The sequence below is a fragment of the Arthrobacter bambusae genome (assembly GCF_030812595.1).
GTDB lineage: Bacteria > Actinomycetota > Actinomycetes > Actinomycetales > Micrococcaceae > Arthrobacter > Arthrobacter bambusae_B.
The window spans coordinates 165,198-192,194 of sequence record NZ_JAUSSZ010000004.1 but is presented as its reverse complement, the minus strand read 5'-3'; the positions used below and the strand labels follow the sequence as shown (position 1 = coordinate 192,194).

The 26,997-nt window shown below is 64.1% G+C and carries 16 protein-coding genes and 2 tRNA genes; 14 read left to right on the top strand and 4 right to left on the bottom strand.

Going from position 1 to position 26,997, the window contains the following annotated elements; translation table 11 throughout:
- Positions 1-8: 8 nt before the first annotated feature.
- Positions 9-3,281: an ATP-dependent helicase gene (locus J2S96_RS08010; RefSeq protein WP_306861772.1), complete on the top strand. Its 3,273-nt coding sequence runs from the start codon at positions 9-11 to the stop codon at positions 3,279-3,281.
- Positions 3,278-6,826, top strand: coding sequence for an ATP-dependent helicase (locus tag J2S96_RS08005; protein WP_306861606.1), 3,549 nt, complete (start codon positions 3,278-3,280; stop codon positions 6,824-6,826). The genes J2S96_RS08010 and J2S96_RS08005 overlap by 4 nt, the downstream gene beginning before the upstream one ends.
- An 11-nt stretch (positions 6,827-6,837) precedes the next feature.
- Here J2S96_RS08005 and J2S96_RS08000 read toward each other — a convergent pair whose 3' ends face one another.
- Complete coding sequence (locus J2S96_RS08000; RefSeq protein ID WP_306861605.1) at positions 6,838-8,133, bottom strand: macrolide 2'-phosphotransferase; 1,296 nt, start codon at positions 8,131-8,133, stop codon at positions 6,838-6,840.
- Positions 8,134-8,276: 143 nt separating this feature from the next.
- Between J2S96_RS08000 and nudC the strand changes: the two genes are divergently transcribed.
- From nudC to J2S96_RS07985, 3 genes are read left to right on the top strand one after another with little or no spacing between them, the layout of a single operon-like run.
- The gene (gene nudC, locus J2S96_RS07995; RefSeq protein ID WP_306861604.1) at positions 8,277-9,263 is read left to right on the top strand and encodes an NAD(+) diphosphatase; all 987 of its coding nucleotides are present in this window, start codon (positions 8,277-8,279) and stop codon (positions 9,261-9,263) included.
- On the top strand, positions 9,260-11,392 hold the full coding sequence (locus J2S96_RS07990; protein ID WP_306861603.1) for an ATP-dependent DNA helicase UvrD2: 2,133 nt from the start codon (positions 9,260-9,262) through the stop codon (positions 11,390-11,392). The genes nudC and J2S96_RS07990 overlap by 4 nt, the downstream gene beginning before the upstream one ends.
- A 26-nt stretch (positions 11,393-11,418) precedes the next feature.
- Positions 11,419-12,021 carry a M48 metallopeptidase family protein gene (locus J2S96_RS07985; protein WP_306861602.1) on the top strand — a complete coding sequence of 201 codons (603 nt, stop codon included), beginning with the start codon at positions 11,419-11,421 and terminating at the stop codon, positions 12,019-12,021.
- Positions 12,022-12,036: 15 nt separating this feature from the next.
- Here the strand turns inward: J2S96_RS07985 and J2S96_RS07980 are convergent, their stop codons facing one another.
- Positions 12,037-13,476, bottom strand: a complete 1,440-nt coding sequence (locus tag J2S96_RS07980) for a zinc-dependent metalloprotease (RefSeq protein WP_306861601.1) — start codon at positions 13,474-13,476, stop codon at positions 12,037-12,039.
- A gap of 223 nt (positions 13,477-13,699) precedes the next feature.
- On the opposite strand from J2S96_RS07980, the gene J2S96_RS07975 reads away from it, so the two are divergent.
- The 9 genes from J2S96_RS07975 to J2S96_RS07935 all read left to right on the top strand — a co-directional run bounded on the left by J2S96_RS07975 (position 13,700) and on the right by J2S96_RS07935 (position 23,670).
- On the top strand, positions 13,700-14,908 hold the full coding sequence (locus J2S96_RS07975) for a YlbL family protein (protein ID WP_370873046.1): 1,209 nt from the start codon (positions 13,700-13,702) through the stop codon (positions 14,906-14,908).
- Between the two features lie 133 nt (positions 14,909-15,041).
- Positions 15,042-18,038 (top strand): UPF0182 family membrane protein, encoded by a 2,997-nt coding sequence (locus tag J2S96_RS07970; RefSeq protein ID WP_306861599.1) that lies wholly within the window; start codon positions 15,042-15,044, stop codon positions 18,036-18,038.
- Positions 18,039-18,283: 245 nt separating this feature from the next.
- Positions 18,284-18,357, top strand: a tRNA-Met gene (locus tag J2S96_RS07965).
- A gap of 253 nt (positions 18,358-18,610) precedes the next feature.
- Positions 18,611-18,687: transfer RNA gene (locus tag J2S96_RS07960), tRNA-Met, on the top strand.
- A gap of 458 nt (positions 18,688-19,145) precedes the next feature.
- A complete protein-coding gene (locus J2S96_RS07955; protein ID WP_306861598.1) occupies positions 19,146-19,442 on the top strand; it encodes a hypothetical protein in 297 nt (98 codons plus the stop codon).
- Positions 19,443-19,680: 238 nt separating this feature from the next.
- The gene (locus J2S96_RS07950; protein WP_306861597.1) at positions 19,681-20,448 is read left to right on the top strand and encodes an electron transfer flavoprotein subunit beta/FixA family protein; all 768 of its coding nucleotides are present in this window, start codon (positions 19,681-19,683) and stop codon (positions 20,446-20,448) included.
- Between the two features lie 13 nt (positions 20,449-20,461).
- A complete protein-coding gene (locus J2S96_RS07945; protein WP_306861595.1) occupies positions 20,462-21,433 on the top strand; it encodes an electron transfer flavoprotein subunit alpha/FixB family protein in 972 nt (323 codons plus the stop codon).
- A 90-nt stretch (positions 21,434-21,523) separates the two neighbouring features.
- Complete coding sequence (locus J2S96_RS07940; RefSeq protein WP_306861593.1) at positions 21,524-22,456, top strand: cytochrome b/b6 domain-containing protein; 933 nt, start codon at positions 21,524-21,526, stop codon at positions 22,454-22,456.
- Between the two features lie 77 nt (positions 22,457-22,533).
- Complete coding sequence (locus tag J2S96_RS07935) at positions 22,534-23,670, top strand: acyl-CoA dehydrogenase family protein (protein WP_306861591.1); 1,137 nt, start codon at positions 22,534-22,536, stop codon at positions 23,668-23,670.
- A gap of 106 nt (positions 23,671-23,776) precedes the next feature.
- Here the strand turns inward: J2S96_RS07935 and J2S96_RS07930 are convergent, their stop codons facing one another.
- Positions 23,777-24,565, bottom strand: a complete 789-nt coding sequence (locus J2S96_RS07930) for a PspA/IM30 family protein (RefSeq protein ID WP_306861589.1) — start codon at positions 24,563-24,565, stop codon at positions 23,777-23,779.
- Between the two features lie 99 nt (positions 24,566-24,664).
- Positions 24,665-26,710 (bottom strand): TPM domain-containing protein, encoded by a 2,046-nt coding sequence (locus J2S96_RS07925; RefSeq protein ID WP_306861587.1) that lies wholly within the window; start codon positions 26,708-26,710, stop codon positions 24,665-24,667.
- Between the last annotated feature and the right edge of the window lie 287 nt (positions 26,711-26,997).

Here is a 26,997-nt window from a genome sequence, read left to right as displayed (position 1 = left end):
CCTCCCGGTTGCGCCTGCTTCCGCCCCGCGAGGTCCACTACGCTGCCCCGGAGTTGTCCGCCGACCAAGCCGCCGTCGTCGGGCTCCCGCTCGGATCCGGGCCGGTCCTGGTGCCGGGCGCGCCGGGCACCGGGAAGTCGACTGTACTGGTGGAAGCCGCCGTGCGGCGCGTTGAGCGTGACGGCGTTGACCCGGAACGGATCCTGATCCTGGCACCTGGCCGGCATGCGGCGTCGGCGCTGCGGGACACCTTTACGGGGCGGCTGGACCGCAGCTTGAGTACGACGCCGGCGCGAACCTGGGCGTCCTACGCTTTCGATCTGATCCGGCGAGCCAAGGCGGAGGGCATCCTGCCGCTGCAGCGGCCGCCCAAGTTGCTCTCGGGGCCGGAGCAGGACCTCATCATCAAGGAGCTGCTCGAGGGGCACGCCCGGCCGGGGTTTGGACTTCCTTGGCCGAAGGACCTGTCCGCAGCGTTGCCTACTCGCGGATTCCGGCAGGAGATCCGGCAACTCTTCGACCGGATCATCGAATCCGGCCGCACCGCCGAAGACCTCAGGGCGCTTGCCTACGAATGCGGCAGACCTGACTGGATTGCTGCCGCGGACCTCTATTCGGAGTACCGCGACGTCCTGGACCTTCGCATGCCGGAAGCCTTTGATCCCGCAGGAATCATCACCGCGGCGCGCCAGATCTTCCAGGACTCACCCGGATTCCTGGAGGCAGAGCGCGAGCGGTTGCAGTTGATCCTGGTGGACGACGTCCAGGAGGCAAACCCTGCCGTGTTCGAGTTGCTTGCGGACATCGCGGAAGGAAAGGATGTCTTGGTGGCGTTCTCCCCGGATACCGTCGTCCAAGGGTTCCGCGGCGCCCGGCCCGACCTCGTCGCCGAGCTGCCCCGGCTGCTCGGAGGCACATCCCCAGGGGGCCATGGCACTGTGCAGGAGCTTCCCCTGCGCCATACCCACCGCCACCTTCCCGATATCGCGAAAGCGTGGACAGGCGTGGCTGCGCGCATTTCGCAGCGTGCCGGAGGGCAAATGGCCAGGCGCCTGGACCCGCTGCCCGCACCGGCCGCGGAGGCGCGTTCCGGAAGTCGGCAGGCCGCCGGCCGTGTGGAAGGACATGTCCTTCCCTCCACAGTGCACGAGTTGCGCTACGTGGCACAGCGCATCCTTGAAGCCCAGCTGCGCGAGAACCACGAGTTCGGGGACATCGCAGTGATCGTGCGCAACGGTGGGCAATTGGCGCAATTGCAACGCTACTTGAGCGGTCAAGGAATACCCGTCCGTGTTCCTGTCGCTGATTCCGCCGTCCGCGACGAAGTGGCTGTCCGTCCCCTGCTTGAGGTGTACGGAGTGGTGCTGGACGCCGCCAAGCTGACGCCGGAGTCTGCGGTTTCCCTTCTCACCTCGAGGATCGGCGGTGCTACCGCCATCGAGTTGCGCCGCCTGCGGCAATCCCTGCGCAGGGAGGAGCTGTTGGGCGGTGGCGGACGGTCCAGCGACGCGCTGCTCGTCGAAGCGTTGCTGGAGCCGGGGGCATTGGGGTCCTTGGGCATCGAGGGCGGCTCGGCACGGCGCCTGGCCCGCATGATCGCGGCGGGTCGGCTTGCCGCCGCCGAACCAGGAGCCAACGCCGAGACCGTGTTGTGGGCGTTGTGGCAAGCCACCGGGCTGGCTTCGCGCTGGACGGAAATGGCGCTCGACGGCGGCGCGTCCGGCGCCCGTGCGGACCGGGACCTTGACGCCATGATGGCCCTGTTCCACACGGCCGAGCGCTACGTCGACCAGCTTCCCGGCTCAGGTCCCGAACAGTTCCTGGAGTACCTGCTCAGCCAGGAACTCCCCATGGACACACTTGCCGCCAGGGCCCAGTTGGAGGAAGCGGTGGAGCTCATGACGCCAGCCAGCGCGGCCGGGCGGGAGTGGGCCGTGGTCATCGTCGCTGGCCTGCAGGAGGGCGTCTGGCCCAACACGAGGCTCCGGGGTGAACTCCTTGGCAGTACTTTGTTTGCCGATGCCGTGGAGCATGGGGTTGAACACGCCTTGCAGCGCGGCCCCCTCAGCCGGCTGCGGGATATCCGCTACGACGAACTGCGCAGCTTCTCGACGGCCGTTTCGCGTGCCCGGGAAGTTCTCATTTGCACGGCGGTTTCTTCCGAGGACGAGCAGCAGTCGGCGTTTCTCGACTACGTGGCCCCTTTGGAACAGGGTCAGTACCGGCGCGAGTACACGCCAGTTGGCCGGCCCATGACGCTGCGCGCCTTGGTGGCCGAGCTGAGGCAGCGCGTTCAGCCGGATGACGCCGCGCTTGTGCGGCCGGGCGTGGCCGAGGAAGCCGCGGAAGCTGCGCGTGTGCTGGCACACCTCGCCACCGCGGATCCCGCAGTGCCAGGCGCGCATCCGGACTCCTGGTGGGGGCTGGCACCACTTAGCAGCGAAGCACCGGTGGTCCCAGGGCAGGGCACGGTGTTTGTTTCTCCTTCGAAGGTGGAAAGCGTGCACAAATCGCCGCTGGACTGGTTTGTCCAGGCGGCCGGGGGAGAGGCCGCCACCGACTTTGCCCGCAGCCTGGGCACCCTGGTGCATGCGATTGCCCAGGAGTTGCCCGATGCTTCCGGCGCCGAGTATGTCGCGGAGCTCGTGCGTCGCTGGCCGACGCTTGGCATGAAGGACAACTGGGAGGGCAGGCTGGACTTCCAACGTGCGGAGCAGATGGTCCGGAAACTCGCCCAATACGTCCTCGTCATGCGGAGCGAGGGCCGGAGCCTCGTAGGCGTCGAAACTGACTTCGAGGTTCCCCTCCCGGAGGTGCGGCTGGACGGTGCCGAGGATGCCGGCGCTGTCCGGAACGCCGTGCTTCGGGGTCAAGTGGATCGTTTGGAAATAGATGCGGAGGGCAGGCTGGTGATTGTGGACCTCAAGACGGGCAAACGCCAGCCCGGCAAAGCCGAACTCGCCAGGCACCCCCAGTTGGGCGCGTATCAAGCTGCCGTGTTGCACGGGGCGTTCCAGGAAACCGTTCCAGGATCAGTTCCTGGTGGTGCGGTGCTGGCGCAGCTGGGGACCAAGACGAAGACGCCGGCGGTCCAGGTGCAGGAGCCCCTGGACCCGGGAGATAACTGGGCGCAGGACCTTGTGAGCGAGGCCGCTGTGCTCATGGCCGGGGCAAGCTTCGAAGCACGTCACGATCCCTCAAAAGGCAGCCACGGAGGCCACGGCTGCCGACTGCCCGATATTTGCCCGCTATGCGCCAGGGGAAAGCAGGTCACTGAATGACCGTCCAGACACTCGCCGGAATCGGTCCCGGAGAAGCCGCCGACGGCGCCGCGGTATTGCCGGAACCTCGATTCTCGCCCGGCGAATTGGCCGGCATCCTGGGCGAAAAGAACCGTCCCACGGAAGAGCAATCCGCCATTATCGCCTCACCTTTGACCCCCCGGCTGGTCATCGCCGGCGCCGGGTCCGGGAAGACCGCAACCATGGCGGACCGGGTGGTGTGGCTTGTTGCGAACGGCTGGGTTCGCCCCGAAGAGGTCCTTGGCGTCACCTTCACCCGTAAGGCGGCAGGAGAACTGGCCAGCCGTATCCGCGCGAAACTGGCTACCCTGCAGCGCATCGCTTCCTCGGACAACGGGCAATACAACTTCCCGGAGGGTGTTGCAGGCTCAGATGAGCTTGAACCCAAGGTGTCCACCTACCACTCCTATGCCAGCGGCATCGTGTCCGACTACGGCCTGCGCCTGGGCATAGAGCGGGATGTCGTGCTGCTCGGCGGCGCCCAGGCCTGGCAGCTTGCGAGCGAAGTGGTCGAAGCGTACGACGGCGACTATGAGCACTTCACCGCTGCCAAGTCCACGTTGGTCAACGCCGTGATGCAGTTGGCCGGCGAGTGTGCCGAACACTTGCGTGAACCCGCCGAGGTCCAACGGTGGCTATTGGATCGCGTGTCCGAATTCGCGCAATTGCCCTATATGTCTGCGGCGAAAAAGAACCCGACCCAAGCTGCCGGCGATCTCGGCGCCATGTTGCGGACCAGGGCCAGCGTCGCGGACATGGTAGGGCGTTACCAGGAGGCCAAGAGAACTCGCGGTGTCCTCGACTTCGGAGACCTCGTTGCGCTCGCTGCGAAGATTGCCCAGGACATACCCTTGGCGGCCTCCACAGAGCGCGCCCGCTACAAGGTCGTGTTGCTGGATGAATTCCAAGACACCTCGCACGCCCAATTGGTCCTGTTCTCCCGCCTGTTCGGCGGCGGGCACGCCGTGACGGCGGTCGGGGACCCCAACCAATCCATCTATGGGTTCAGGGGTGCCTCGGCCGGCCAGCTATTCCACTTTGTCCAGGAATTTCCCGTCCGGGTGGAAGACGGCTTTGGAAGGGCGTCCCTTGCCACCGCACCCACCTCGTACCTGACCACTGCCTGGCGGAACGGGCGCAACATTCTGGCCGCTGCCAATGTCATTTCTGCACCCCTCAACAAAGCCGCCGCGCATGAGGGAGCCCCGGGCGCCAGGACCGAAGAGAGCTCCGTGGCGGTACCTCCCTTGCAGCCGAGCCCGGCAGCAGTGGACGGCAACGTCGTTCTCGGACGTTTTGCCACGGACGAAGACGAAGCCGCAGCGATCGGGCGGGACGTCCGCCGCTACCGGCGCACAGTCTTTGAAACCGCGGCCGACGGTACGCCGGTTTCTCCCACCATGGCAGTACTCTGCCGCCGTCGGGCGCAGATGGAGTGCTTGCGGCGGGAATTCGAGGTCCAGGGGATTCCGTACGAAATCGTCGGCCTCGGCGGGCTCCTCGACACCCCTGAAGTAGTGGATCTTGTGGCTGAGCTGCGGGTCCTCGCCGATCCCGGCCGTTCGGATGCCCTGATGCGTTTGCTGGCCGGCGCCCGCTGGAGGATTGGAACTGCTGACCTGATGGCCTTCAGCGACTGGTCCCGGTTCCTGGCCCGGCGGCGATCCCACGGCGGCGCGGGAGACGGCATTGCGGGAGACGGCGCCTTAGCGTCGAGTGCGGACGAAAGCCCTATGGAGGTGGTCGTGGAGAGCGACATCACCGACGCTGCCAGCCTGGTGGAGGCCTTGGACTTCCTGCCACGCCCGGGGTGGACCTCCGGCCACGGGCGCTCCCTCAGCGCAGCGGCCTTGGACCGGCTTGGCCGGCTGTCCGCGGAGCTTCGGAACCTGCGGGGCTTCATCGGAGATGACCTGACCACGCTGATCGGCGAGGTGGAACGTGCCATGCTGCTTGATATTGAAGTCGCGGCGAAGCCCGGGACGAGTATCCACCAGGCTCGACGGAACCTGGACGCATTCCATGATGCCGCGGCGGGTTTCCTGCAGACTTCGCAGCGTGTGGATCTACTGGCTTTTCTGGGATGGCTTGAAGCGGCCGCATCAGAAGAAGACGGACTGGACATGGCCGACGCCGAGGTGAACCACGAGGCCGTGCAATTGCTAACGGTGCACGCGTCCAAAGGCCTGGAATGGGACGTTGTCTTTGTTCCCGGTCTCAACGCCGGGGCGTTCCCGAGTAGCCGGGACTCCCGATGGAGCAGCGGTGCTGCAGCGCTTCCATGGCCCCTCCGTGGCGACCGGGCGGACCTCCCTCAATGGGATCTGGAGCAGCCGGACCAAAAGGGGTGGCTTGATGCCGAAAAGGACTTCAAATCGGAGGTCCAGCACCACGGTGAGGCTGAAGAGCGGCGACTCGCGTATGTGGCCTATACCCGCGCAAAGTTCGTCCTGTGGGCATCGAGCGCCGCGTGGAATGGTTCCCGGGCAGGGATCGCCGAGACGTCACCCTTCCTTTCTGAGCTGGCATCCCTTGCCGGTGAGGGAGGCGCCGATGCCCGTGGAGCGTCGGCCGCGGCCATACACCCCCAGTCGCTCAGCGAAGATGCGCTGCCCACCGAGAGTCCCCTGACCGTCGGGACGGAGGTGGCAATCTTCCCCTACGACCCGCTCGAGGGACCGAGCGACCCACGCACGGGGAAACGGCTCCGCTTGGTCCCGGGTCGCCGGGCCGCCATGGAGACGGCAGCCATCAGGGTCAGGGACGCCATTGAGGGACTGCGGGCGGATTCTCCGCTGGTCATCGATGGCTCGCCGAACTCCCTCCACGGGGCCGCCGCCGGCTGGGCAGCCGAAGCGGAATTGTTGTTGGAACGGCAACTGCGGCGGAAACCCGTCCAGGACGTTCATTTGCCCGGGCACATCTCGGCATCCATGTTCGTCGACCTGGGAGATGATCCAACTGCGGTGCTGGCCCAACTCCGGCGACCCGTGCCTCGGCAACCCGGGATCTCGGCACGCAAAGGTACTGCGTTCCATTCCTGGGTGGAGGAGTACTTCGGAACCACAGGCATGCTGGATCTCGAGGAAGCGCCCGGCTCTGACTCCCACATCGACGAAGCCTATGGGCTTGATGAGATGGTCGCGACGTTCAGCAATTCAGAATGGGCACACCGTTCCCCGGCCTTCGTCGAAGTTCCCGTGGAAACGCGGATCGGGGACGTCGTGGTGCGCGGACGGATAGACGCTGTCTTCCGCGGTGCGGACGGCACATGGGAACTGGTCGACTGGAAGACGGGCAAGCGCCCGGCGGGCAGGCAGCTCAAGACCCGCGCCGTGCAGTTGGCCGTCTACCGGCTGGCATGGGCGCGCCTTAAAAATGTGCCGCTGGAGCAAGTCAGTGCGGCGTTCTACTACGTTGCCGATGACGCTGTCGTGAGGCCCCACGACCTGGGCACGGGCGAAGAGCTGGAGAAGGTCATCGCTTCCGCGCTCGGCACACGGAACCGCTTGGAGGGCAACTAAGCCAGGACGGGCTAATGGTCCTTGGCGTCCTGCAGCGGGGTGGACTCTACTACCGGGAGGGCCGTCGTCGAGGTGTCGTCCGATTCAGACGCCGCCTCCGGCGTCGGGTCGCTCGCGTCGGCCGGTTCTCCCGCAGGCTCCTCGATTGCTTCGTCCGCAGCGGCTTCTTCCACGGGTTCGACAGTGACCGACGGCGTTGCGCTGGCCGTTTCCGGACGGCCTTCGGGATGATCTTCGCGGGCCGTCTCCGGGATGGTTGTGACACTCACTGTGGGCTTGGCTGGGCCGCCATCAGAGGCCGTGGCTTCCGAAGCGACGCCGACTCCCGGTGCTGCAACCCCATCCGCGGCGGCGCGCTCCGCGGCGGCAGCCGACTCCTCGGCTGCCAACGCGTTTTGCTCCTCGATGTCGTCGGCGAGGGACTTGAGCATCGCCTCTGCTTCTGCGGTCATCTCGGCGTGACCGGCTGCCAAGGCTTTGACGAGATACTGCGCCAGGGCGAATTCGGCAAGAAGTGCCGAGCGCCGCAGCAGGTGGCTGTCAGGAGTATCCCGTCGGGCTTGCGTGTAGTGCCGCATGACGGACTCCACGAAGTTCTGTTCGTTCGACGCCACGAGCCAGGCGAAGTCATCGGCTGGATCGCCGATGCGCAGATCGGTCCACCCCGTCAGGGCCGTCACGCTGTCGCCGTCGATCAGCAAATTGTCTTCATGGAGATCGCCGTGCACCACGCACGGATTGAAGCGCCACAGCACCACGTCCTCCAGTGCATGCTCCCAGCGACGCAGCAGGGCCGGCGGAATCTTGCCGGTAGTGGCGGCCTGGTCCAGCTCGTTCAACTTGCGCTGGCGGAATTCGTTGGCGGTGTAGCTGGGAAGATCGGCGTTGTTGACGAGCGATTGGGGGAGGTCGTGTACGGCAGCGAGCGCCGCACCTATCTCCTTGGCCAAGGCCTCACTGCAGCCCGACAACTCTTCGATGCTGCGCGTGGCTCCCGCCAAATGGGCGTAGACAAATGTGCTCAGGGCGCCTTGGCGAACCGTTCCGGCCACGGTGGGCATCAGGAAAGGCAACTCGGCCCGTATCGCCGGCGCGAAAGCCCGCAGAATCATGAATTCGGTTTCCAACCGGGCGCTGGCTTCCGGGTGGCGTGGCGAACGGACGCGCCAGCGCTTGCCCTCTGAATCCAGCAGAAGCGCCGAATCGAAATCGGCGGCATCATCCGGGGCGGAGGCGGCGGCCGTTGGCGTCAGGCCGGGCACCGCCGCAGTAGCTACAGCGGCCAGTTCGAACGGTGTTCTTCTCACGCCTTCCACGGTAGATTGACATGCGCCTCTGGCGGCGATGCAGTGCGGCGAGTCTTCAGATCGGCTGGAAAACAGCATTCGAGGCCGTGCGTCGCCGATGGCTCCAAATGTCAATTGTCGGTGCGAGTCAGTACGGTAGGTACATGAGTTTCACCGAGTTCCAGGCGCCGGCAAACCACCTTATCGATACTGTTCTTCCGGTGCGCCCTGCCATGGTTGACCGCGGATCTGCTGAACGCCTGAACCCGGGCATGCTTGACGAGTTGATCTCCTCCGGTTCGGCCAAGGCCATGGTGTTGTCTCAGCGCCAAGCGCTCGTAGTCGGTGACGAGCTGTGGCTGGGGGACGCCGCACCGCTCTTCGATTCCCTCCGGGCGGCCAGCGGCCGCCCCACTGCGATTTATCTCGGTCGGACCCTTGCCGCTTCGTCTGTTCCGGAGCAAACGCCCCTCGTCCTCTTCGTGCCCGCCGAGCCGGTCCCGCCCGGCACCGCGGGCCTTCCGGCCGATGGCTCGTGGGCAGGATTCCGGGAGGTTGCTTCCCGCCTCGGGGCCATGGACACGGCCTTGTTTGTTGAGGCCAGTGCCATTTCCAATTGGCATGCCACCCATACCCACTGCCCTCAGTGCGGAACTCCCACGGAAATCGAAGCCAGCGGCTGGGTTCGGAGGTGCCCGCGGGACAAATCGGAGCACTATCCGAGGACCGACCCGGCCATCATCGTCACCGTGGTCGGACCCGACGGCAGGCTGCTCCTGGGAGGCGGAGGGCCGATCGATGCCAAGAACTACTCCACCTTGGCCGGGTTCGTTGAACCCGGGGAATCGCTCGAACAGGCCGTGGTTCGCGAAATCGGGGAAGAGGTAGGCGTGCAGGTCACCGCTTGCCAGTACCTTGGCTCGCAATCGTGGCCGTTCCCGGCTTCGCTCATGCTCGGGTTCACCGCAACAACGGACGACGCCGAGGCCCGGCCCGACGGCGTCGAGGTCACCCGGGCACGCTGGTACAGCCGCGCGGAACTCCAGGCAGCCGTGCTCAACGGTGAGATCACGATCCCCACGAGGCTTTCGATCGCGCGTTCTTTGATCGAGCACTGGTACGGCGGCGTCATCGAGGACCTCCAGCCGTGACCGACGGGATTTTCAGCGACACCCTTTCCCTTGAGGAACGGATTCTTGGCGGCCTGGATACCGAGCAGCGGGAAGTCGCGAGCAACCTCACAGGGCCCATGTGCGTCCTCGCCGGAGCGGGTACGGGAAAGACGCGGGCTATCACCCATCGCATTGCCTACGGTGTCCATTCCGGGGTGTACAGCCCCCAGCGGCTCCTTGCTGTCACTTTCACCTCCCGGGCCGCCGCCGAGATGCGCAGCCGGCTGCGGGATCTTGGCGTCGGTAATGTCCAAGCACGCACTTTCCACGCCGCTGCGCTGAGGCAATTGCAGTTCTTCTGGCCGCAGGCGATCGGCGGTGTCCTGCCAAACCTGCTGGACCATAAGGCGAACATGATCGCCGAAGCCGCGCGGCGGCTCCGGCTGAGTACTGATCGGGCGTCCATCCGTGACCTTGCGGCGGAGATCGAGTGGGCCAAGGTTTCAATGCTGACACCAGCCAACTACCTTGAGAACGCGCACGGCCGGGGCACGCCTGGAGGTTTCGACCTCACAGCCGTCGCGCGGGTTTTCCAGTCCTACGAGGATGTGAAGACGGACCGCAACGTGATCGACTTCGAGGACGTCCTGTTGATCACCGTGGGCATCCTCCAGGAAGACCCGAAGGTGGCAGCTACGGTCCGCGAGCAGTACCGGCACTTTGTGGTGGACGAGTACCAGGACGTTTCCCCGCTGCAGCAGAGGCTGCTTGAGCTGTGGCTTGGCGGTCGCGAAGAAATCTGCGTGGTGGGCGACGCCAGCCAGACCATCTACTCCTTCACGGGAGCCTCTCCTCAACATCTCCTGGGATTCAAGGGTCAATACCCTTCGGCGACGGTCGTCAAACTGGTTCGTGACTACCGCTCCACGCCTCAGGTAGTGAAGCTGGCCAACGATCTCCTGGGCTCCCGGCGCAGTGGAGGAACGGTGGCCGACGCAGCCTGGGCCAAGCCCCTGCAGCTGGTGGCCCAGCGCCCGGCCGGACCGGAACCGCGGTTCATGGAATGCCCTGACGACGAGGCCGAGGCGGCCGTGGTCGCGGGGCGGATCCGGGAGTTGATCGACGCCGGCACCAAGGCGAGCGAGATTGCCGTGCTCTTCCGCACCAATGGCCAATCAGAAACGTACGAACAGGCTCTTGCTTCGGCAGGCATCGGCTACCAGCTGCGAGGCGGGGAGCGCTTCTTCGCGCGCAAGGAAGTCCGCAATGCCATCCTGCAGCTGCGCGCCGCCACGCGTGCCGTAGCCGAGGATTCGGCGAAGGAGCCCCTCGGGCAACTCGTCCGCGACATCGTGGCTTCGCTCGGCTATACGGACTCCGCCCCGCACAGCGGAGGCGCACTCCGCGAACGCTGGGAATCGCTGGCAGCGCTGGTGGCACTCGCGGACGAACTCGCTATCAGCCGCGGGCCGGAATTCACGTTGATGGAGTTCGTCAACGAACTCCAGGAGCGGTCGGGGGCCCAGCACGCTCCAACGGTCCAAGGCGTGACCCTCGCTTCGCTGCACGCGGCGAAGGGCTTGGAGTGGGATGCCGTGTTCCTGGTGGGCTTGAGCGAGGGACTGATGCCTATCTCCTTCGCAGACACTCCGGAGAGCGTAGACGAGGAACGGCGCTTGCTCTATGTCGGGATCACGCGGGCACGCGAGCACCTGAATCTGTCCTGGTCCACGGCCCGAACGCCTGGTGGCCGTGCCAACCGCAAGCCGTCGCGATTCCTTGACGGTCTCCGGCCCGATTCGGTGCTCGGAGCCAGCGCGCGCAGCCGCGCCACGCCACGGCGCAAGGCCGCAGCACCGGCGTCGTGCAGGGTCTGCGGCACGATGCTCGTCACTGGCGCCGAACGCAAAATGGGCCGCTGCAGCCAGTGCCCGGCCACGTACGAGGAACAGACCTTTGAGGCTTTGCGGCAATGGCGCAAGGAAGAGGCCTTGAGCAATGATGTTCCCGCCTACGTGGTCTTCACGGATGCGACGTTGACTGCCATCGCCGAGGCCCGGCCTGCTTCGCTTGAAGAACTGGCAAGTCTCGCCGGAGTGGGGCCTTCCAAATTGGAAAAATACGGTGAAGCCGTGTTGGCAGTCCTGGTCGAGAACGGGTCTGCCTAGTGCCGCGGCTTGGGGGAAAGCCCGCTATGCCGCTGACCACCGACGACGGCGCTCCCGTCGTCGTTCGTCGCTCGACCCGCCGCCGGCATACTGTGGCGGCTTTCTGGGAGGACGGGAACGCAGTCGTCGCGATCCCGGCCCATTTCACGAAGGCACAAGAGAGCGAATGGGTCCGGCGGATGCTGGACAAGCTCAAGAGGCAGGGTGAGAGGGGCGCCCAAGGTGCCGGAAAGAGGAGGCCCGCGAGCGACGCAGCCCTTGCCGGGCATGCCGCGGCACTTTCCGCAAAGTATTTGGGCGGGCGTGCCGCCCCGACGTCGGTCCGCTGGGTGAGCAACCAGAAGTCACGGTGGGGGTCGGCAACCCCGGCGGACGGGAGTATCCGCCTTTCCGACAAGCTCCGGTCCATGCCGCAATGGGTGATCGACTACGTGTTGCTCCACGAACTCGCGCATCTGCTCGTGGCAGGGCACAACGCCGCGTTTTGGCGCTTGCTGGAGGCATACCCCGAAACGCAGCGGGCCAAGGCCTTCCTGGAGGGCGTCGCATTCGCGACGTCGCGGGGGCTTGGGCCGGATGAAGAAGGCATCGGCGTCCCGGCCGGGGGCAGGGACGCCGACTCCGATTAGGTGTCCAAAGCGCCGCTAGGCTTTGGGCTCGCCGGATTCCGTGCCGTCAGGGGTGTCTCCGTCACCAGGCGTCCCCGGGGTGCCCTCTGTGTTCTCCTCATCCTTCGGAGCGTCATAGCCCCCTTCGAGGAGCTTCTGCAGCGCATCGTCCACTTCGGTGTCGCTGGCTTCCGCGAGGCGGCGCCGTTCGGTGAAGCCGGCCGGGTCGTCGAGGTCTTGCGCCGTGGGCAGCAGATCGGGATGCTGCCAGATGGCATCGCGGCCGGCGAGTCCGCGTTCTTCCTTCAACACAGCCCACAGCGTGGCGGCTTCGCGCAGGCGCCGGGGGCGCAGCTCGAGTCCCACCAGCGAGGAGAACGCGTGTTCCGCGGGGCCTCCCGTTGCGCGGCGCCTGCGCACCATCTCGCGAAGTGCGACGGCGGATGGCAGCACGTTCTCGGTGGCTGCGGCCGTGAGTTCGTCCACCCAGCCTTCAACGAGCGCCAGGGCCGTTTCGAGTTTCTCCAAGGCAGCTGATTGCTCTGGAGTGCGCTCGGGCGTGAATACCCCTTGGGAGAGGGCTGCTTGAATGCCCTCTGGGTTGCTTGGATCCAGATCCCGGGCGAGGTCCTCGACCCGGGACAAGTCGATGTGGATGCCCCGGGCGTAAGCTTCGATCGCGCCGAGGAGATGGCCTCGCAGCCAGGGAACCTGCACGAAGAGCCGGGCGTGCGCGGCTTCGCGGACGGCCAGGAACAGCCGGACCTCATTCTCGGGGACGCTCAGGCCTTCGCCGAATTTCGCCACATTGGCCGGGAGCAACGCCATTTCGAGATCGGCGAGCGGAACACCGATGTCCGTAGAGCTGACCACCTCGGCGGACAGGGCGCCAATAGCCTGGCCCAATTGCATGCCGAAGATGGCGCCGCCCATGTTCTGCAACATGGATGAGGTGCCACCCATCATTGCCTTCATTTCTTCCGGCATCTGCTGGGTCAGCGCGTCCGACAGGGCATTGGCGATGCTGTTGGCCACCGGCTCGGTGAGCCTCTTCCACGTTGCGAGGGTGGCTTCGACCCATTCAGCGCGGGACCAAGCGCGTCCGATGAGGCCCGTCGCCTGAAGATCGGTGACCGGATCCAGCCAGAGTTCCGCGAGCCGAAGTGCTTCGTCGACTTCGCGCGCCTGCGAGGCATTCACTGACGGATCCGTGCTGGCGGCGGCAACACGCCGGGCATTCTCGTGGGCGAGCTGCCAGTTGACGGGGCCCTCGGAAGTGGAGCTCATCATGGCCTGCACCTGGGCGAACATCTGCTGCAGCATGTTGGGGTCGTTCGGCAGCCCTGCGGCCTTCGCCAATTCGGCGGGGTCGATGTTGCCCATGCCTTGCCCGCCCATCAGGTTCTTCAGCATTTCCGCCAAGGGATCCACGGGTGAATCGTCTCCATTGGAGGGGGTATTGGGGTTGGAAGTCATGGTGCCGCCGATCGTCGGTGTGACTGGTGATCACTTTCAAGGTACCTCGATGCCCGGGGGCTGTCTGCCTCAGGAACGCGTCGTTCGCTCTAGGCAAAGCACGTCTGGCGGGCACAGCAAGTAGGGTGGATCGTTGGTATGTTTACTGGCCTCCACCTGAGGGGGCGAAACGGTAGCGTCGGGCACGCATGCCCCGGCGCGGAGAGGCCTTTCCTTGACTAGTTTGCCGAACCCCGGAGCTGCCGGGGAACCGCGACAGCCTCTTGGCACCTCCAACCCCCAGGACCTCCCGAGGCCGCAGGGCGATTCCCCGGCGGGGGAGACTTCACCATCGCAGGAACCGGGACAGGAACATTCCCGTGCGCCCGAACCGCCGCGGCGCCGCGACGGGCGGTATGTCGCGATGTTGGTCTCCGGCGCCCTGACCATCGTGTTGGGAATCGCCGCGGCCGTTCTCCCTGTTCCCTACGTCGTGGAATCTCCCGGTCCAACCTTCAACACCTTGGGCACGGACCACAACAAACCGGTCATTAGCATCTCCGGGCACCCGACGTACCCCGCAAAGGGAAATCTGGACCTGACCACCGTCTACATCAACGGCGGCCCCAACGGACCGGTCAACATTTTCGAGGCCTTCCAGGCCTGGCTGGACGGTTCGAAGGCTGTATACCCCGAAGAACTTCTCTATCCCAAGGGCGTCACCAAGCAGCAATCCGAACAGGAAAGCGCGGTTGCCATGACTACCTCCCAGGAGAATGCTGTTGCGTCGGCCCTCCAGGAAGAGAACATTCCGTTCGGGCAGAAGCTTGAAGTCGCTGGTTTGTCCGACGGCTCGGCCTCCGCAGGCAAACTCCAGACGGGGGACGTCTTTACGTCAATCAACGGCAAGGCGATCACGTCGCTGAACGTCGTGCAAACCGCACTGGCCGACGGCGCGGGCGCGCCTGCCGTCGTCGTCGTCGACCGGAACGGCAAACCGGTAACGGTGAGCATCACCCCGGGCAAGGGCTCAAACGGCAAGTACATCCTGGGCGTACTGCTGAAGTACAAGTTCACGTTCCCGTTCGACGTCAAGATCTCCCTGGACCAGGTGGGCGGACCAAGCGCCGGCATGATGTTCGCGCTGGGCATCATCGACAGCATTACCCCGGGCGACCTCACGGGTGGCAAGCACGTGGCCGGCACGGGCACCATTACCCCGGACGGCACCGTCGGACCCATTGGTGGAATCGCCCAGAAAATGCGTGGCGCCCGCGACGGCGGCGCCACCTTTTTCCTCGCGCCTGCCGCGAATTGCGACGAGGTCGTCGGGCATGTTCCGGACGGGCTACAGGTAGTCAAAGTGGACACTCTGGCGGATGCAAAATCAGCGGTGGAACGATTCGGCTCGGGCCAGGATGTGTCCCGCCTCCCGACATGCTCCAACAACTAGACTGATCATGGAACTTAGCTCCACTGCCACTCGTGGCACTAGTGACGGCCTCCGCCATTAGCACCCGGCACCGGGGCCGACGAACACACGCACTGATGACCGTTAACTGACGACCAGCGATGAGGTATCGAGTTTGTCCCGTCCAGCCAGCACCAGCCCGCCCGGAAGACCGCAGCGCAGACGGGGTGCCCTCACTCCAACTTTGATCATTGTCGCCGTCGTCGTGGTGGGGTTCATTTTCTTCGCCAATGTGTGGACAGACGTCCTCTGGTATCAGCAGCTTGGCTTCTTCGAAGTCTATTTCAGGGAGAACCTTACCCGGATCCTGATCTTCCTCGCGGGCTTCCTCCTGATGTCCGTACCGGTCTTTTACGCCATCCGCGTTGCCTACCATGCGCGGCCGGTCTATGCCCCGGATGCCGACGTCAGGGACAACCTGAACCGGTACCAGGCCCAACTTGAACCCGTGCGTCGCGTGGTCATGATCGGCATCCCCGTGCTGTTCGGCTTCTTCGCCGGCAGCGCCGCCGCGAGCCAGTGGCAAGCGGTGCTCTTGTTCTTCAACCAGGTACCGTTCGGCCAAAGCGATCCGCAATTTGGCCTGGACATCAGTTTCTATCTCATGACCTTGCCGTTCCTCGGCTTCGTCACGGGCTTCCTCATGAGTGTGGTGGTGATTGCCGGAATCGCCGGAATCCTCACCCACTATCTCTACGGAAGCATCCGGCTCATGGAGCGCGGGATCTTCACGAGCCGTGCGGCCCAAATCCACCTCGCCGTGACCGGGGCGGTTTTCCTGCTGCTTCTTGGAGTCAACTTCTGGCTTAACGTCTACAACACCGTTCAAAACCAAGGCGGGCACTGGGCCGGCGCCCTGTATACCGACGTCAACGCCGTGATCCCCACGCAGACGATCCTGGCCGTTGCCGCGGGGCTCGTGGCTATCCTCTTCGTTGTGGCCGCCGTAATCGGGCGTTGGCGGCTGCCGGTCATCGGCACGGCCATGCTGATCATCACGTCCATCCTTGCGGGCGGCGTCTACCCGTGGGTTATCCAGCAATTCCAGGTCCGTCCCTCTGAGCAGACGCTGGAAAACAAGTACATCGATCGCAATATTTCGATGACCCGGGCCGCCTACGGTTTGGACAAGATCCAAGTCTCGCCGTACAACGCCACTACCGACGCCAAAACCGGAGCGCTTGCCAAGGATGCTCAGACCACCGCCAACATCCGGCTGTTGGACCCGAACCTCGTCTCTTCTGCGTTCTCGCAGTTGGAGCAGTACCGCCCGTACTACCAGTTCCCCAAGGCCCTGAACGTCGACCGTTACACGGTGGACGGCAAGACCCAGGACACCGTGATCGCTGTCCGTGAGTTGAACCAGGACGGGCTGAACGCCAGCCAGCAGACCTGGGTCAACCGGCATATCGTCTACACGCACGGTTATGGCGTCGTGGCGGCCAAGGGCAACACGGTCACCAATGACGGCAAGCCGGACTTCCTGTTGTCCGGCATCCCGTCGATGGGTGTCCTCGGCAGCGATACGAGCTACCAGCCCCGCATCTACTTCGGCCTGGATTCGCCCGACTACTCGGTCGTCGGCGCCCCGGATGGCGCTCCGCACCGCGAGCAAGACCGTCCGGCCGCCGCGGACAGCACGACTGAAACCCAGTACACGTTCACCGGCAACGGTGGACCCAGCGTGGGTAACTGGTTCAACAAGCTCCTGTACTCCATCAAGTTCCAGTCCTCCGATCTCCTGCTTTCTGACGGCGTCAATGAGAAGTCCCAGATTCTCTATGACCGCACCCCGCGCGAGCGCGTTCAAAAGGTCGCTCCCTACCTGACCGTGGATGGCAGCGCCTATCCTGCGGTGGTGGACGGCAGGGTGAAGTGGATTGTGGACGGGTACACCACCAGCCAGTACTTCCCGTACTCCCAGCAGCAGCAACTGCAAACCGCGACAGCTGACTCGCAGACCACTTCGGGACGCACTGCGGCTTTGCCGAACAACAGCGTCAATTACATCCGGAACTCGGTCAAGGCCACGGTTGACGCTTATGACGGCTCAGTGACGCTGTACGCCTGGGACGACCAGGACCCCATCCTGAAGTCGTGGCAGAAGATCTTCCCGAGCACCATCAAGCCGTACTCCGAGATGTCCGGACAGCTCATGAGCCACGTGCGGTATCCGGAGGACCTCTTCAAGGTTCAGCAGGAGCTGCTTGGGCGCTATCACGTCACCAATGCGGACAGCTTCTACCAGAACAACGATGCGTGGAGCGTGCCGAACGATCCCACGGTCACGGATCCGGTCCGGCAGCCTCCGTACTATCTGTCCCTGCAGATGCCCGGCCAGACCAAGCCAGCGTTCCAGCTGACCTCGTCCTTTATCCCGCAGGTGGTGAATGGGAACGCCCGGAACATCCTGTATGGCTTCCTGGCGGCCGATTCCGATGCGGGTAACCAGAAGGGGGTGAAGGCGGATTCGTATGGCCAGTTGCGATTGCTCCAGTTGCCCACCGACACCCAGGTGCCCGGCCCGGGTCAGGCCCAGAACAAGTTCAACTCCGATCCTGATGTCTCGCAGCAACTTAACCTGCTCAGGCAGGGTGCCTCTGATGTGCTCAACGGCAACCTCCTCACATTGCCGGTGGGCGGGGGCCTGCTGTACGTGCAGCCGGTATACGTGAAGTCAACCGGTGAAACGTCCTACCCGACGCTTCAGCGAGTCCTCGTAGCGTTCGGGGACAAAGTAGGTTTTGCCTCTACCTTGGATGCCGCGCTGAAGGTTCTGTTCGGCGGTGACTCCGGGGCTTCGGCAGGAGACTCGGCCAATAACGGCCAGACCACCAGTCCGCCTGGTGCTACTACACCTCCGGCTGCAGCGGACGCCAAGGCCCAGCTGAAGGCTGCGCTGGATCAAGCCAACAAGGCCATCCAGGATGGCCAGGCTGCCCTGGCCAAGGGCGACTTCGCCGGATACGGCGCCCAGCAGAGCCTGCTGTCGGCGGCATTACAGAAAGCGCTCGACGCCGAGTCGCGGCTTGGTGTGACTCCGGCTCCGTCGGGAAGCGCCAGCCCTTCTGCGAACCCGACGTCCTCGCCGTCACCTTCGCCGAGCAAGTAGGCGATTCTCCAGCTGGCTGATGTCGGCCTAGCTGGTGATTCGTTGGACCGGGCCAGCCCAGGAGCAGGGCTGGCCCGGTCTTCTCTTTGGGGCGACGCCTGGGACTGGGGGCCTGCGGGCGGCGTCCGGGCTGCGGGCGGCGTGCGGGCAGTGGGCCACCTGCGGCTGCTTCCGGCCGAGGAGACGGAGGTCACGTCTTCTGGATTTGGCCTGACATTCACCTGCAGGTAAAGTAGTTCTTGCGACGCGGGGTGGAGCAGTTCGGTAGCTCGCTGGGCTCATAACCCAGAGGTCACAGGTTCAAATCCTGTCCCCGCAACTGGAGAAAAGGTCCGGCACAGTGGAAACACTGTGCCGGATCTTTTTTTGTTTTCCTTTCCTTTGTCACGTCCGTCCTGACCCTCTTTGGGCTTCCTTGGCCCCCAAATGACGCAACTCGCCGTGTCGTAAGCGCTTTCTCTCGGCAAAGAAGGTCAGGACGGCGCGTCGAGCACCTTGGATCCCGACGTGCCGCAGCCCATACACGGTTGGTCAGGGCCGTCCCGGAATGTGCGGTAGACTTGATCCTGCGACGCGGGGTGGAGCAGTTCGGTAGCTCGCTGGGCTCATAACCCAGAGGTCACAGGTTCAAATCCTGTCCCCGCAACCAGTTAAACGAAAGAGTCCGCCCGAGAAGGCGGACTCTTTCGTTTAACCCTCGTGGGCCGCTCTCATGTTGTGGGCGGATATCGGATTTTGCTCAATCATTCGAATAGACAAATTCCGGGCCCGCGGAATCACGGGACCCGCAACCGCAACGAAGAGAATGATCCAGCAGAATCCAACGGGCGCGCGAATGCCGGCTGGAGGTGCCCATCTTGGACGCGCGTGGACCGCTCCGCCGGCCCTCTCCGGGTGAAACGTTTTTTCACACGTAGACGTGCCTTTGTGCACACTGGGATTCCCAAAAAACACACTGAATTTGGGCAAAATTGCACGGATTTTGGCTATTTCGAGCATTGAGAGGTGGAATACCGCGCTATTTTGTTGGGGCGGAGGCCGTTGGGCTTGCGTTGCTGAGGGCGGTGTTCCTTCAGGCAGCGAAACTCGGTCAGTTGAGGAGCTTCGATGAACAAGATCTCGAAGATCGTTGGTGCGGCTTTCGGCGGAATGGCCGGGGGATTGGCACTATCGTTCTTTCTTTGCGTGGCCACGAGTGTGATCTCCTTTTGGACGGGCTCCCGGGCGACCCTCCCGGGCCTTTTTACCGCGGCCGCCGGAAGCGAAAACGGGGCATTGGCGCTGGAATTCCAGCCCAACTTCGCCGGAAGTTGTGTGATCACGGCGTTCGCGGTGCTTGTCAGCGTGTTGCTGGCGGTGCGAACGAGCAACGCGTCCAGGGACAGTAAGTCCTCGGAGCTCTAACAGGTCCGTCTTCCTCGAGGTGGGCGCCGCATTCGCCACGCTGGGCCGCCCAAAGCCTGATGCCCGCCGCCGGGCAGGGTGATTGAAGAGTTGCCGGCAGTGCCCGGGCGGAAACCCCGGCCCGCGGAGAAATCAATAGGAGTTCCAAGCATTCCTTCCTCCGCTCCATGGTAAATACTAGGAGTTCCTAGTATTCTCGATTCCAAGCGTCAGCCATTTGCATCGAGGGAGCTGTTGAATGAAGATCGTCGTGCTCGTCAAACAGGTGCCGGATACGGCCGAGGAACGGAAGCTCGACCCGGAAACGGGCCAGCTCGACCGTGGGGCAGCCGACTCCGTGGTCGATGAAATCAACGAGCGCGCCCTCGAAGCCGCGTTGCGCATCAAGGATGCCAACAAAGGTACCGAAGTGGTGGCGATGACGATGGGCCCTGATGACGCCGCGCAGGCCTTGCGCAAGACTCTCTCCATGGGAGCCGATTCAGCGGTTCACATCGTGGACGACTCCCTGAGCGGCGCCGACACCGGCCGAACGGCCGCCACGCTGGCCGCAGCGTTGAGGTCTACCGGATTTGATGTGGTCATGGCCGGCAACGAATCGACGGATGGCCGCGCCGGCGTCGTGCCCGCCATGATCGCCGAACATCTCCAGCTGCCGTTGCTGGGATCATTGATCTCTGCGGAAATCGCCGACGACGGCGTACGCGGCGTTCGCCAAGGCGAGGACGGAACCCTCAATGTCCGTGCCGGACTGCCGGCCATCCTCACCGTGACCGAACGTTTCCCGGAGGCCCGGTTCCCCAACTTCAAGGGCATCCTGACGGCCAAACGCAAACCCGTGACTACATTGACTGTCGCCGAACTTGGCGTCCCGGCCGGCCAAAGCCGCACCGTCGTGCTCTCCGTCGCTGAACGGCCACCGCGCGCAGCTGGACGAAAAGTCATCGATGATGGGACCGCGGCCAACGAACTGGCCGAGTTCCTCGTTGCGAACCGGCTGGTCTGAGGGAGGAAAAGAAATGTCGAACGTCTTGGCACTTATTGAGGTTTCCCACCGGGGCGGGATCGCCGCTTCCGCCCGGGGGCTGTTGGCTGCCGCTGCCACGCTGGGCTCGCCGGTCGCCGTCGTCGTCTCGGCTGGTCCTTTGGCGGACGACGACGTCGCGCGCCTTGGTGAGCTGGGCGCGGCAAGGATCTACTCGGCTGCCTCAGCTGCCGCCGGCGCTGTTTTGGTGTCACCTGCAGTCGATGCCTTGAGCGGGGCCGTCGACGCCTATGAACCGGCTGCCGTCCTTACCGCCAACTCGGTGGATGGCCGCGAAGCTGCCGCCCGTCTTGCTGTGCGGGTCGGCGGGAGCGTGCTTGCCGACGTCGTGCAGGTGCGCAGCGACAACGGAACCGTTCTTGCCCGGCATTCTGTGTTTGGCGGGGCCTACACCGTCGATTCCGCGGTGGAAGGCGCGCTGCCAATCCTCACCATCAGGCAGGGAGCGATCGAAGGGCAGGCTCCGGCAGCCACACCGGAAGTCAGCACAGTCTCCCTGGAAGCTGGAACCGGGGGTACCGCCGTCGTCGAGCAGTTCAACGACGATGCCGCAATCTCCGGCCGGCCCGAGCTGCGGACTGCAACTACGGTGGTTTCAGGCGGGCGCGGCTTGGGTTCGTCGGAGAACTTTGCGCTGGTCGAACAGCTCGCCGACACCCTGGGCGCGGCGGTCGGTGCGTCCCGCGCCGCCGTCGACGCCGGGTACATTGCCCAGACGGCCCAGGTAGGCCAGACCGGTGTGAGCGTATCCCCACAGCTGTACATCGCATTGGGAATATCCGGGGCCATCCAGCACCGCGCCGGCATGCAGACCGCCAAGACCATTGTGGCCATCAACAAAGACGAGGACGCGCCCATTTTTGAGGTGGCCGACTTCGGAATTGTGGGCGATGTCTTCACGGTGGTTCCGAAACTCATCGAGGCCGTCAAAGCCCGTTCCAACTGACGGCGTAACAGGCTTTGGGAGCTTCGGTCCAAAGCCTGTTAGCTTGATGCGTCCGACGATTGCAAGTTCTTCCGAGAGGTGCCTGAGAAGATGTCCACCCCCGCCAAAAAGTCGACAGCAACCAAGAGCAGATGGTCCCAACCCGTCTGGGTGGTTCCGGGCGTGCTGGTCGTACTTTTGCTCATCGTCTTGTTGGCCAAATGGTTGACGGGCCTATCGGGTGTGCAGTCCTTCTTGCACGAGTTCCCGGGCGCATCCCGCCTCCCGGAGAACGCTCCCGTAGGCTTCCCGGCATGGCTCGGATGGCAGCACTTCCTGAATGTCTTCTTCATGGTGCTCATCGTTCGATCCGGTTGGCAGGTCCGCACGGCCAAGAGGCCGCCGGCCCAATGGACCCGCAACAACAAGGGGTTCATCCGGACCAAGAATCCGCCGACCAAGATCAGCCTGGACCTGTGGTTCCACTTGACCCTGGACGCCCTCTGGGTGTTGAACGGCATCATCTTTGTCATCGTGATCTTTGCCACCGGGCAATGGATGCGGATCATCCCGACGAGCTGGGACGTCTTCCCGAACGCCATTTCCGCAGCCCTTCAATACGCATCGTTGAACTGGCCCACTGAAGACGGATGGGTGAACTACAACGCCCTGCAATTGCTGACGTACTTCGTCACGGTCTTCATCGCCGCCCCGCTTGCCATCATCAGCGGGCTGCGCACATCGTCTGCCTGGCCGAAGAAGGCGAGCACGGTGAACAAGCTCTATCCCATCGAACTGGCCCGGGCAGTGCATTTCCCGGTGATGGTGTACTTCGTGCTCTTTACGATCGTGCACGTCACCCTTGTCCTCGCTACCGGGGCGCTGCGCAACCTGAACCACATGTATGGAGGCAGCGACGATATCAACTGGGTTGGTTTCGGCATTTTCGCCGTATCCCTCCTGGTGATCGTGGGCGCGTGGTTCCTCGCGAGGCCGCTTTTCCTTCGTCCTGTCGCTTCGCTGATGGGCAAAGTCAGCAAGTAAAAGCCTTAGCTAAACGCACTGAATAGCCAGAAACACCGGACAACCCGGAGAACTGGGAAAACTGCAAAGGAGTGCCAATGTTTGAGCTCACAGAGGACCAGCAAGCGGTGGTCGAGATGGTGCGCGACTTCGCCACAACGGCCATCGCGCCGCACGCCGCAAAATGGGACGAGACCAAGCATTTCCCCGTGGATGTCCTGCGTGAAGCGGGCACCCTCGGCATGGGAGGCATCTATGTCCGGGAAGAGTTCGGCGGCTCAGGACTCTCCCGCACGGATGCGGCGCTGATCTTTGAAGAGCTGTCCAAGGCCGACCCCACCATCGCGGCCTACATCTCGATCCACAACATGGTGGTGTGGATGATCGACGCTTTCGGCAACAATGAGCAGCGGGCCAAATGGGTGCCCCAGCTCGCCTCGATGGAGGCTCTGGGCAGCTATTGCCTCACGGAGCCGGGAGCCGGCTCGGACGCCGCCGCACTGAGCACCAGAGCAGTGCTCGACGGCGACAGCTACGTTCTTAACGGCACCAAGCAGTTCATTTCGGGCGCAGGAGTTTCCAGCGTCTATGTGGTCATGGCACGGACCGCGGACACGGGAAGCCAGGGCATCACCGCAATCGTTGTGCCCGCGGACGCGCCGGGCCTGTCCTTCGGCCCGAACGAGAAGAAAATGGGATGGAACGCCCAGCCCACCCGGCAGGTCATTTTCGAGGACGTACGGGTCCCTGTGGCGAACCGGCTTGGCGAGGAAGGCAGCGGATTCGGCATCGCCATGAAGGGCCTCAACGGAGGCCGGGTCAACATGGGCGCTTGTTCCCTGGGAGGTGGCCAGGCGGCCCTGGAGAAGTCCATCGCCTATCTCAAGTCACGCTCGGCTTTTGGTGGCCCGCTCATCAACCAGCAGTCCCTGCTGTTTGATATCGCCGACATGGACACGGAACTCGAAACTGCCAGGACCTTGATTCTCCGGGCCGCCGACGCCTTGGACCGTGGAGCCCCGGACACCGTGCGGTTGTGCGCAATGGCCAAGCGAGTGGCCACCGACGCTGGATTCAACGTGGCGAACAAGGCCATCCAGCTGCACGGCGGCTACGGCTACTTGTCCGAATACGGGCTCGAAAAGATTGCCCGGGACCTGCGCGTCCACCAGATCCTGGAAGGCAGCAACGAAATCATGAGACTCATCGTCGGACGGCTCGCTGTAGGGGCTTAAAGCCTGAGTCAAGAACGAACGGCCGGGCCTCCAGGAGGCCCGGCCGTTCGTTTGGCGGCTCAATCGGGGCGGGCGGATGCCGCCGGGGGAGTCTGCACCGCGGGCCCTAGAGCTTGTCGAAGTCGGCCTCGTCCACGGTGTCATCCTCCGGAGCAGTGGCACCGGTGCCGATCGCGGCCTTTGAGCCGCCTGACTTCAAGGCCGCCAGGCGGGCCTCGATTTCCGTCTGCTCTCCGAGGTCTTCAAGCTGGTTGAACTGGGCGTCCAGGCTGGAGGCCGCCAGCTCCTGCTGGCCGAGGACCTTGGCCTCCTCACGGCGGATCTTCTCTTCGAACCGCCCCACCTCGCTGGTGGGGTCCATGATGTCGATGCTCTTGAGGGCGTCGTGCACCTGGGTCTGTGCAGCAACTGTCTTGGAGCGGGCAACGAGTTCATTGCGCTTGCTCGTAAGCTCGTTGAGCTTGCCCTTCATTTGGTCGAGACCGCTCTTGAGCTTGTCGACGACCTCCGACTGGGATGCGATGTTTGGCTCGGCCGCCTTGGCCTGGTTCTCGGCCGACATCTGCCGCTGGATGGCCACCTTGGCAAGGTTGTCGAACTTCACGGCGTCGGCGGAGTTGCCGGCGGCACGGTACTCGTCTGCCTTTCGGGAGGCTGCGAGGGCCTTGTTGCCCCAGTCCTGGGCGTTCTTGAGGTCCTCGTTGTAGTCAGCCTGGAGCATGCGGAGGTTGCCGATGGTCTGCGCCACGGCGGACTCTGCCTCGGCGATGTTGTTCGAGTAGTCGCGGACCATTTGGTCCAGCATCTTCTGCGGGTCCTCAGCCTGGTCGAGCAAGGCATTGATGTTCGCCTTGGCGAGCTGTGCGATCCGCCCGAAAATGGACTGCTTAACCATGGTGTTGCCTTTCGTCCTGCTCAGTGGTGCCCACTGAATCCAGTGATCAGTTGTTGTACCGCTTCTACGTGGGAGACTGGTCCCCACCTAGTCTTTGAGCTAGAAGCTCCCGTCTCCACCGGAGTCGCCGCCCCAGCCCCCGCCTCCGCCGTCGCCGCCGAAGAAGCCTCCGCCTCCGCCGTCGCCACCGAAGAAGCCACCGCCGCCTCCGCCGTCGTTGTCTCCACCGCCCCAGCCGCCTCCGCCTCCGTGGAGGATGGAGTTGATGAGGATGCCGCCGAGGATTGCTCCGCCGAGGCCACCGCCGCTGCCTCCGCCTCCGAACATGCCGCCACGGCCGTAGCCTTGGTTGGCGAAGCCGCCGAACTGATCGACGTCGGACTGGGCCAGTTGTGCGGCTTGTGCCGCGAGGGCCTGGGCCTGCTGGGCGTACGTGAGCGCGGTGACGGGGTCGTTGCGTGAAATGGAGAGGGCGTAGTCGAGGTTCCGTTGGGCTTCGGCCAAACGGGTACGGGCTTCGGGGCCGACGCCCCCGCGCCGTGCCGCAATGTAGTCCGAGGTAGCGCTGATCTGGGACTGGGCGGCCATGATGGTCTGCTGGAGCGCGGCCTGCGCACGCCGTGCCTGTTCCTGCTGGTCACGGATTCCCGTGAGGGACTGGTCCAAGGCTTGATGCGCTTTTTCCACCCGGTCCAAGGTGGCGACGGGATCGATCTTCCCGCCCTGAAGCTCAGTATTGACCTGCGCCAGCGCGGCTTCGACTCCGGCCACCGGGCCCGCCAGTTCCGGGTGTTCGCCGGACTGGATCATCGCTTTGGCCTGTGCCAGGTCCTGGGTGGTGTCCGCCACGGCACCCTCGAGCGAGTTCCGGGCTTCGTCAAGGCTGGCTGCCACCTTGGAGATGGCATCGATGAGCACGTTCGTCTGGTGCAGTGCCTCTTCCGCGGCGCGGACTGCCACTGCGGCGAGGCTGCCCTCACCCGCGGCGAGCTTTTCCTGTGCCGTGGTTGCGGCGTGCCGCACAAACGCGAGCCGGTCCTTGGCCTGGGTGATGTTATCACTCACGTGGGCAAGTGCGCTGTCTGCGTACTTCTCGCGCAGGCCATTGAGGGATTGATCCGCATTGCCGATCTTTGCCTCGGCGTCGTTGGCGCCGGCGGCAACGGTGGCCAACGCCTGGGGTGCGTTCTTCTCAAGTTCGCGCAGGGAATCGAAGTCGGCCTTCTGTTCGCGCAGCGATTCGAGGGCAGCCTCCGAGCGTCGGATGATTTCACCAAGCCAACTGCGCTGCTGCTCTTCGGTGTCCGGGATGTGGTCATCGAGCTGTTGTTGCAGCTTGAAGGATTCGCTCATGTGGTTCTTCGCGTCCTGCAAGGCCTTGGTGAAGTTCCCGACGGCGGCATCGCCGTATTGCGCCTGGGCGAACCCGAGTTCCTGCTCGCTTGACTTGATGGTGTCATCAGCTTCGATAAGCAGGGAGCCGGCTTTGCGCCGCAGATCCGCGATGCTCAAGGAGGCCAGTGGGTCGAGCTGTTCCGCCTGCGGGCCGTAGCCTGTACCGGAGGCAGTGCCCTTCTTGCGGCGGTTGCGGAAGTATAAGTACGTGCCGACGCCTCCAGCAGCAACCACGGCGGCACCGACCAGCACGGCAGTGCCCGCGCCGGAATTCTGGGTGTCCCCGATGGCCTTCGCGGCATCAATCACGGCCTGGTCGTAGTTCTTCTTGCCCTGGACAAGGTTCGCCAAGACGGCGTTCTTGAGGATGTCGTCACGCTGGGAGTCGGTGATCTTGCTGCCGGGCCCGCGCGTGATGTTCACTTTGCCGTCGTCCGTGGCGATTGCCAGCAGGACGTCCGTGGAGCCGAACGACTTCTTCTTTGCCACGGCGTTGCCCCAGTCGCTGGGCGTTGCCGGGTTGGTGAAGGTCTTTTCGGTCACGACATACAGATTGAACTTGTGGTCGTCGTAGAGGGACTTGATGGCGTTTTGAACAGCGGCCTTGTCGCGAAGGACCCCGGCGTCATCTGTGATGTTCTGGCCCGACGGGATGGTCACCGGGTCGGCTGCCCAGGCTCCAGCAGCCGGGAGAACCAGCACTCCAGCCAAACCGATAACGGCGAGTACACGTTTCAACATTGACCGCATGTGCAACCCTTCAGCACGTCTGCGATTGGTCCGGGCCGGAGCAATCGAAACAGAATGCATCAGCGCCCCCACGCATGGTTATCAAGCCGCAGGTCGCTGTGGCAATTCCACTTGATACTATGGTGCACCTTTTGGAGCGTCCACAGCGGTAAATATGCCGCCAGCGAAACGGGGAGAGATCTGCCCTTCCCCAACGTTGAGGGGCTAGTCGGTGCCACGGAAGCGCGCCGGACAGCTGCGACGACGGCGTTCAGCAAGCTCCCAGCGAACGTCGACTCTTGATCCAG

What these genes read in the sequence shown, in the direction of transcription:
- J2S96_RS08005 (WP_306861606.1), top strand. Translation starts at nt 3,278, where the DNA reads ATGACCGTCCAGACACTCGCCGGAATCGGTCCCGGAGAAGCCGCCGAC.
- nudC (WP_306861604.1), top strand. Translation starts at nt 8,277, where the DNA reads ATGAGTTTCACCGAGTTCCAGGCGCCGGCAAACCACCTTATCGATACT.
- J2S96_RS07985 (WP_306861602.1), top strand. Translation starts at nt 11,419, where the DNA reads ATGCCGCTGACCACCGACGACGGCGCTCCCGTCGTCGTTCGTCGCTCG.
- J2S96_RS07980 (WP_306861601.1), bottom strand. Translation starts at nt 13,476, where the DNA reads ATGACTTCCAACCCCAATACCCCCTCCAATGGAGACGATTCACCCGTG.
- J2S96_RS07955 (WP_306861598.1), top strand. Translation starts at nt 19,146, where the DNA reads ATGAACAAGATCTCGAAGATCGTTGGTGCGGCTTTCGGCGGAATGGCC.
- J2S96_RS07950 (WP_306861597.1), top strand. Translation starts at nt 19,681, where the DNA reads ATGAAGATCGTCGTGCTCGTCAAACAGGTGCCGGATACGGCCGAGGAA.
- J2S96_RS07945 (WP_306861595.1), top strand. Translation starts at nt 20,462, where the DNA reads ATGTCGAACGTCTTGGCACTTATTGAGGTTTCCCACCGGGGCGGGATC.
- J2S96_RS07940 (WP_306861593.1), top strand. Translation starts at nt 21,524, where the DNA reads ATGTCCACCCCCGCCAAAAAGTCGACAGCAACCAAGAGCAGATGGTCC.
- J2S96_RS07935 (WP_306861591.1), top strand. Translation starts at nt 22,534, where the DNA reads ATGTTTGAGCTCACAGAGGACCAGCAAGCGGTGGTCGAGATGGTGCGC.
- J2S96_RS07930 (WP_306861589.1), bottom strand. Translation starts at nt 24,565, where the DNA reads ATGGTTAAGCAGTCCATTTTCGGGCGGATCGCACAGCTCGCCAAGGCG.
- J2S96_RS07925 (WP_306861587.1), bottom strand. Translation starts at nt 26,710, where the DNA reads ATGCGGTCAATGTTGAAACGTGTACTCGCCGTTATCGGTTTGGCTGGA.